Source organism: Pseudomonas sp. LAMO17WK12:I10 (genome assembly GCF_900215185.1).
GTDB classification, from domain to species: domain Bacteria; phylum Pseudomonadota; class Gammaproteobacteria; order Pseudomonadales; family Pseudomonadaceae; genus Aquipseudomonas; species Aquipseudomonas chlororaphis.
The window spans coordinates 1-5,320 of sequence record NZ_OBDX01000066.1 but is presented as its reverse complement, the minus strand read 5'-3'; the positions used below and the strand labels follow the sequence as shown (position 1 = coordinate 5,320).

6 protein-coding genes and 2 pseudogenes are annotated in these 5,320 nt (G+C 58.7%); 7 read left to right on the top strand and 1 reads right to left on the bottom strand.

Annotated features, from left to right (window positions below; translation table 11 throughout):
• Nucleotides 1-95 precede the first annotated feature (95 nt).
• The 7 genes and pseudogenes from CRO75_RS31910 to CRO75_RS33105 all read left to right on the top strand — a co-directional run.
• On the top strand, nt 96-941 hold the full coding sequence (locus tag CRO75_RS31910; protein WP_097140606.1) for a phage tail protein: 846 nt from the start codon (nt 96-98) through the stop codon (nt 939-941).
• Nucleotides 916-1,122 (top strand): tail protein X, encoded by a 207-nt coding sequence (locus CRO75_RS31905; RefSeq protein ID WP_007923313.1) that lies wholly within the window; start codon nt 916-918, stop codon nt 1,120-1,122. Before CRO75_RS31910 ends, CRO75_RS31905 begins: the two co-directional genes overlap by 26 nt.
• A 57-nt stretch (nt 1,123-1,179) precedes the next feature.
• The gene (locus CRO75_RS31900) at nt 1,180-2,232 is read left to right on the top strand and encodes a contractile injection system protein, VgrG/Pvc8 family (protein ID WP_097140604.1); all 1,053 of its coding nucleotides are present in this window, start codon (nt 1,180-1,182) and stop codon (nt 2,230-2,232) included.
• 23 nt (nt 2,233-2,255) lie between these two features.
• Nucleotides 2,256-2,807, top strand: a complete 552-nt coding sequence (locus CRO75_RS31895) for a glycoside hydrolase family 19 protein (RefSeq protein ID WP_097140602.1) — start codon at nt 2,256-2,258, stop codon at nt 2,805-2,807.
• On the top strand, nt 2,807-3,349 hold the full coding sequence (locus CRO75_RS31890) for a lysis system i-spanin subunit Rz (protein WP_097140601.1): 543 nt from the start codon (nt 2,807-2,809) through the stop codon (nt 3,347-3,349). The genes CRO75_RS31895 and CRO75_RS31890 overlap by 1 nt, the downstream gene beginning before the upstream one ends.
• A 167-nt stretch (nt 3,350-3,516) precedes the next feature.
• Nucleotides 3,517-3,660, top strand: a pseudogene (locus CRO75_RS33110) (DNA adenine methylase); the annotation flags it as partial.
• Between the two features lie 42 nt (nt 3,661-3,702).
• Nucleotides 3,703-3,831, top strand: a pseudogene (locus CRO75_RS33105) (transposase); the annotation flags it as partial.
• Here the strand turns inward: CRO75_RS33105 and CRO75_RS32790 are convergent.
• Complete coding sequence (locus CRO75_RS32790; protein WP_143504318.1) at nt 3,782-4,471, bottom strand: effector protein steA; 690 nt, start codon at nt 4,469-4,471, stop codon at nt 3,782-3,784. The pseudogene CRO75_RS33105 and the gene CRO75_RS32790 sit on opposite strands and share 50 nt — an antisense overlap.
• Nucleotides 4,472-5,320: the final 849 nt, after the last annotated feature.

Genomic DNA, 5,320 nt, shown 5'->3' with positions numbered 1-5,320 from the left:
TCATCCGCAATAGCTGGGATACCTGGTCGCGGGAAAACCTTGCTCGGCAGGCTGCTGGGCAACTCTTCGATGAACCCCATGTTTAAGGAGGTGCCATGGCCTACATGGAGTCTATGCAGTCGACGCTGTCTTCGTTGATTGCCGCGGGGGAGGCTGGCCGTACCAGCCTTGACGGCATGCTCGGGCCGCTGACCGGTGCTGTCAGCGATATGACGGGGGCTGCTGCCGAGCTGGAGGGCTTGCCGATCATTGGTCCGGCCCTTGGCCAGAAACTGCAGCGCACAATGCGGGCGATCAGCGCAGCTCAATCCACCGTGGGCCGGGTGGCTTCCACCTACAGCCAGGTGGTCAGTGGCGCCGCGGCGGTACAAGACCGAATCGGTTCGCTGAAGGAGCAGGCCGGTAAGGCGTCGGCGGCGATCAATCGGATAGCCGGCCAGGTTAGCCCGTCGTTGGCCAACATCCTGCCAACTAGCGCGCTTGCCTCGCTGGCGACGCCGGTGGCCGAGGCGATCAAGCCCTTCCCGCATTTGCTGATCCTGCAGCCGCTCGATGCCAAGTTGCAGCCGTATTACTTCAATCTGGACACTGCTGCGTTCGACGAGCTGCGGCGGCAGACGGCAGCGCGCTGGGCCGGCCAGGAGCGCCTGACGCGGGATATCGCGCAGCAGGCGGTGGGGCAGGGCGAGGACAAGATGACGTTGAAGGGGGTGATCTATCCCGGCTTCAAGGGGGGGATCAAGCAGCTGGACACCCTTCGCGCTATCGCCCGCCGGTTGCAACCGGTCAGCCTGGTCACCGGTTACGGGGACGTACTCGGCACCTGGTGCCTGCTGAGCGTCGATGAAGAGCAGGGCGCGCTGTTGGCTGGCGGCATCCCACGCAAGCAGGGTTTCTCACTGGAGTTTGTGAAGTATGGCAACGACATGCAGAACGTCTGAGGGGGATTTGCTCGACACCCTGTGCTACCAGCACTACGGGCACCTTAACGGCACTGTCGAGTTGGTGCTGCAGGAGAATCCGGGTCTGGCTGATGAGCCGCAGCCCTACCGCACCGGGGTGGTGATCGTGCTGCCCGACCTTGCTGCGCCATCGATCGAAACCATCGAGCTGTGGGGGTAATCCCCCGGCCCTCAACGAGCCCCGCCCAGTGCGGGGCTCTTTCATTCTGGAGTGTCTATGCAACCTACCTTTCGCATCGTCGCTGATGGCGCGGACATCACGGCGCTGATCAATGACCGGTTGTTGCTGCTGAGAACGACCGACAAGCCTGGGATGGACTCCGACGAGTTCGAGCTGCGGATCGATGACCGTGATGCCGCGGTTGCTTTACCCGCTCGAGGGGCGGGGATTGAGGTCTACCTGGGCTATGCGGGGCAGGCGCTGGCCCGCCTCGGGCGGTACACCGTCGATGAGATCGAAGTCTCCTCGCCGCCCCGCACGATGGTCATCCGGGGCAAGGCCAGCGACATGCGTGGCAGCGGCAAGACTACGCGCAGCGGCAACTGGGAGGGCGTGCCGCTGTCGCAGATCGTCCGCGACATTGCGGCTCGCAATGGCTGGACACCGGCCTGCCCCGTGCAGACCAAGGTCGACCGCGTCGACCAGCGTAACGAGTCGGACTTCAACTTCATCACCCGCCTGGCCAAGCAATACGACTGCACCGCGAAAGTCGCGGACGGCAAGCTGCTGGTCCTGCCCCGTGAAGCCAGCCAGGGGGCCAGCGGCAAGGCCTTTGGCGTGGTCACTATCACGCCTGCGGACGTGAGTCGGTGGCAGTTCCGTCTCGGGGACCGCAGCGCACAGAAGGCCGTGAAGACCCAGCACCAGGACAAAAAGACTGGGAAGTTGACGGTGGTCGAGCTGGGTAATGACGACGCTCCCTCGGGGCTGCCGGGCGTGCACACCGATCGACACATTTACCCGAACAAGTCCGCAGCCGAGCAGGCGGCCAAGGCGAAGCTCGCTGCGTTCAACCGCACCACTGCCAGTGTGCGCTTGCAGATGCCCGGGCGCACCGACCTGTTCGCCGAGCGCTTGATCAATGCCCAGGGTTTCAAGGTGGGTCTGGATGGTCAGTACCTGGTCGATAGCGTCGAGCAGACCTTCGATGCCTCCGGCTGGTCGACCGCGGTGGAGTGCAACGGCGGCAAGAAGGGCAAGGCAAAGGCCAAGGGCAAGAAAAAGAAATCCGACAAGCCACTGAAGGTGGTCGATGTGAAACCGGCCTGAGTGGCCACAGCAGGAGATTCAAGATGACTGTCACTCTCAAGCAACTGCAACAGATCCTCCCCAGCGCCGGCACCCAAGCCGGCGTTTTTCTTCCTGTACTGAACGCGTCGATGGTGAAGTGGGGCATCGTCACCCCGCTGCGCAAGCGTGCTTTCCTGGCTCAGGTCGGCCATGAGTCCGGCCAGCTACGCTACGTCCGCGAGCTGGGCGGCGATCAGTATCTGGCCAAGTACGACACCGGCAAGCTCGCTGCGCAGCTGGGCAACACGCTCGAAGCCGACGGCGACGGCCAAAAGTATCGCGGTCGTGGCCTGATCCAAGTGACCGGTCGTGCCAACTACCAGCGTTGCGGCGAGGCATTGGGCCTCGATCTGCTCAACCATCCGGAGCTCCTCGAGCGTCCGGAGCACGCTGCCGACTCGGCCGGTTGGTTCTGGCACCTGGCCGGCCTCAACTCGCTGGCCGACAAGGGGCCGTCGGCGTTCGAGGCCATCACCCGACGGATCAACGGCGGACTCAACGGGCTGGACGATCGCATGGCGATCTACAAGCGCGCTGAGCAGGTGCTGATCTGATGTCCCTGGGAGCGCGGTGGGTGCTGCTCGCCCTGGTGTTCGGCGCTGCAGCTGGTGCGCGCCTCGCCTGGTGGTGGCAGGCCGAAGAGCTGGAAAGGCAGGCATCCGGGTATGAGCGGCAGCTCGCTGCGAAAGACCTGGCGCATGGGCGCGAGCGTGAACAGGCCGCAGTAGCAGCGCTCGGGCAGACGGCGATGCACCAGGCGCAGCGACTCGATCTGGAGGATCGCCTGCAGGCTCAAGACAAAACACATTGGAAGGAGATGAACGATGCTCAACAAGCCCAGGCTCGCTTGCGTGATCGGCTGGCTACTGCTGATCTGCGGCTGTCAGTCCTACTCGACGCCGGATCCGTTACCGCTTCGAGTTGTGACGGTGGGATGCGAGCGTCCGCCGGCACCGGAGGTCTGGTGGATGGAGCCCTACGTGCCCAGCTTGACCCAGCGCATGCTCGAAGAATTATCGCCATCACCGACGAAGGCGATCGGGGACTGATCGCGTTGAAGGCCTGCCAGGCCTACGTCCGCGAAGTCACTAAGTAGTAAAGAGGTGAGCCGGGTGGATGCGCCAACATCCAGCCCGGCCCGCCGAACCCGCAGACCCTTCCTGCAAGTCCAGCCGCGACCCCTGCCTTGTGCACAAAGCGCGGCGAGCCTAACGCCTGTTTATTCATACAGTAAAGACTTGCAAACAACCTATTATTCCCTGGATGGGTGGCAAACGCCGCCTAGCCGACCGTCTCATTCCGCTCTTCCCCCCTCACGAATGCTATGTGGAAGTCTTCGCCGGCGGTGCTGCGTTGTACTTCATGCGCCCCCAGCCAGCCCCGGTGGAGGTGCTCAACGACCTCAACGGCGACCTGGTCACACTTTGCCGTGTGGTGCAGAACCACCTCGAAGCGCTGTACGAGACCACGATCCTGCGACAGTTTTCTGGGCTGAGCCTGGAACGTATCCCTGACGAAACCACCATCCTCAACTTCCGTCGCTTGCTGGAGAAACATGAGTTGGCGGCAGGCATTCTGGGTCAAACGTTATTTTTGTAGTAGCGTTATTCCCTAAATTGGCTCGACCGTACTCCTTTTCAAATTTTTCATTAACCGCTGCGTAATATTCATCCTTTCCGTCAAAATCCCAAATTTGTAGGGTGGTATCGTCTTCATTTGCTGATGCCATTTTCTCAGCAAGTGTTATATGATCCTCCTCACCAGAAAACCCGTAGTAACCAGGAGCGGCTAAAAAATCCGCTTCAAGTTTAAGGCAGATTTCCATTAGTGAGCCTTTAACTTCTTGCTCGTGCGCTCCGTCTGATATAATTACCGTGTATTTTTCCGTCTGATCATCGCGGTGCTCAGTAAATGTTATTTTACGTCCGTCTATCAGCGTGGCTTGTACCGTGTTTTCTTTGTTGATGATTGCGCTGGCCAGCGCATCATGGATGCCAGGCGCGTTAGCACAGAATTCATGTATTTTTGGTCGAACATTGGAAAACTCTTCAATAAGTCTTATGATGCCGTATCCAATACCAAGCGTTAGTACGCCAACAATTCCCTTGGCTAATTTTGCTGCTACTGAGTTTTCATAATTTCCGGCTGCCCCCTTGATATCGGAGTTGGCGTCGGCGTTAAATGATCTTGCATAACTCTGAAGTGATGTTATTGACATAGCTGCATTTCTCTTGTTAAGTTTTGTTAGTTTGCGCTATTTATACCAGTTGACATCGTATTTCATATTGCTTTGCTTGCTGAAAGACTTAAAGGGTATTATCGTGAGATTTCATCATAAGAAGTTTCCTTTTTAAGTCTGGCGAAACCTCAACGCTCTGCCAATCATCGTTTCGGGGGAGTATTGGACCGTCACGGTTTAGGGAAGGTCTGAAGTGCGCTGCAATTCTTGATCGCTTTCCTGGTCTACTCTTGCAAAAAACGCTGATTTGGTCGAATGGTCAGACCTTTTCCGTTTTTAATTGTGGAGATCAAGCGGCCGATGCGAAAGATGCTGGTGAGGGTTAGAAAAAAGATCCGATCGAGCAGGCCTTAGGGTATCAGGCCATGATAGGCCGCTATAGGCTCATAGAGACGATCCGATACCCAGCACTTCAAGGACTGTAGTGGCCTGAGCGGCAATCGTCATGGGTTCGAATCCGGTCAGTATTGTCTTGATTCTGTCCAGCAAGGAATGGGGCAAAAGTGGGGCAAGCTGTACGCCATTCCATGCCCCCTCCATGCCCCCTCTATGCCGTCTTGTGGTAAATATCTATTTGTCGAAAAAGCCCTGCAGCCCTTATCTATCGGGCTGTAGGGCTTTTTGCATTAATACCGCAGCACTCAGTCCCTTGGATGGGCGGCAAACGCCGTCTAGTCAACCGCCTCATCCGCTCTTCCCGCCACACGATTGCCGTGCCCAGGGCGGTGGTGGGCGTAATGGCAAAAAGACCATCGGCCCTTGACCGGTTCCGTTCGAGACGGGTGACGAGGACGTTGGCATCTGTTCGAGATCGACGCCATGCGTTTC